This window comes from Mesorhizobium sp. WSM4989 (assembly GCF_029625795.1).
Classification (GTDB): domain Bacteria; phylum Pseudomonadota; class Alphaproteobacteria; order Rhizobiales; family Rhizobiaceae; genus Mesorhizobium.
Window position 1 is genome coordinate 1 of record NZ_JARTVN010000068.1, and the last position, 239, is coordinate 239.

Here is a 239-nt window from a genome sequence, read left to right on the forward strand (position 1 = left end):
CCACCGGCCTTTCTGGCCCAATGAGCCGTCGTATAAATGCTCGTTGCCCGCCACGGGGCCGCCGGGTATGGTGTTGACCAACTGGACAAAAACCACGACGGTAAGTGGGCAGAGGGGCCGTCTCCAGGCCCCGAAAAAATTCCGCAACCCTGAGCCGGGAACTCAGGACAACAAACAACAAAACAGGGAACAATCACAATGATGATGGAAAAGTTTGCTCTACGCTCCCGCTTCCTGCT

General features: G+C 56.1%; 1 protein-coding gene. It reads left to right on the forward strand.

Going from position 1 to position 239, the window contains the following annotated elements:
- The coding region (locus P9217_RS30350; protein WP_278088346.1) for a hypothetical protein at positions 1-202 on the forward strand (202 nt) is incomplete at its 5' end.
- Between the last annotated feature and the right edge of the window lie 37 nt (positions 203-239).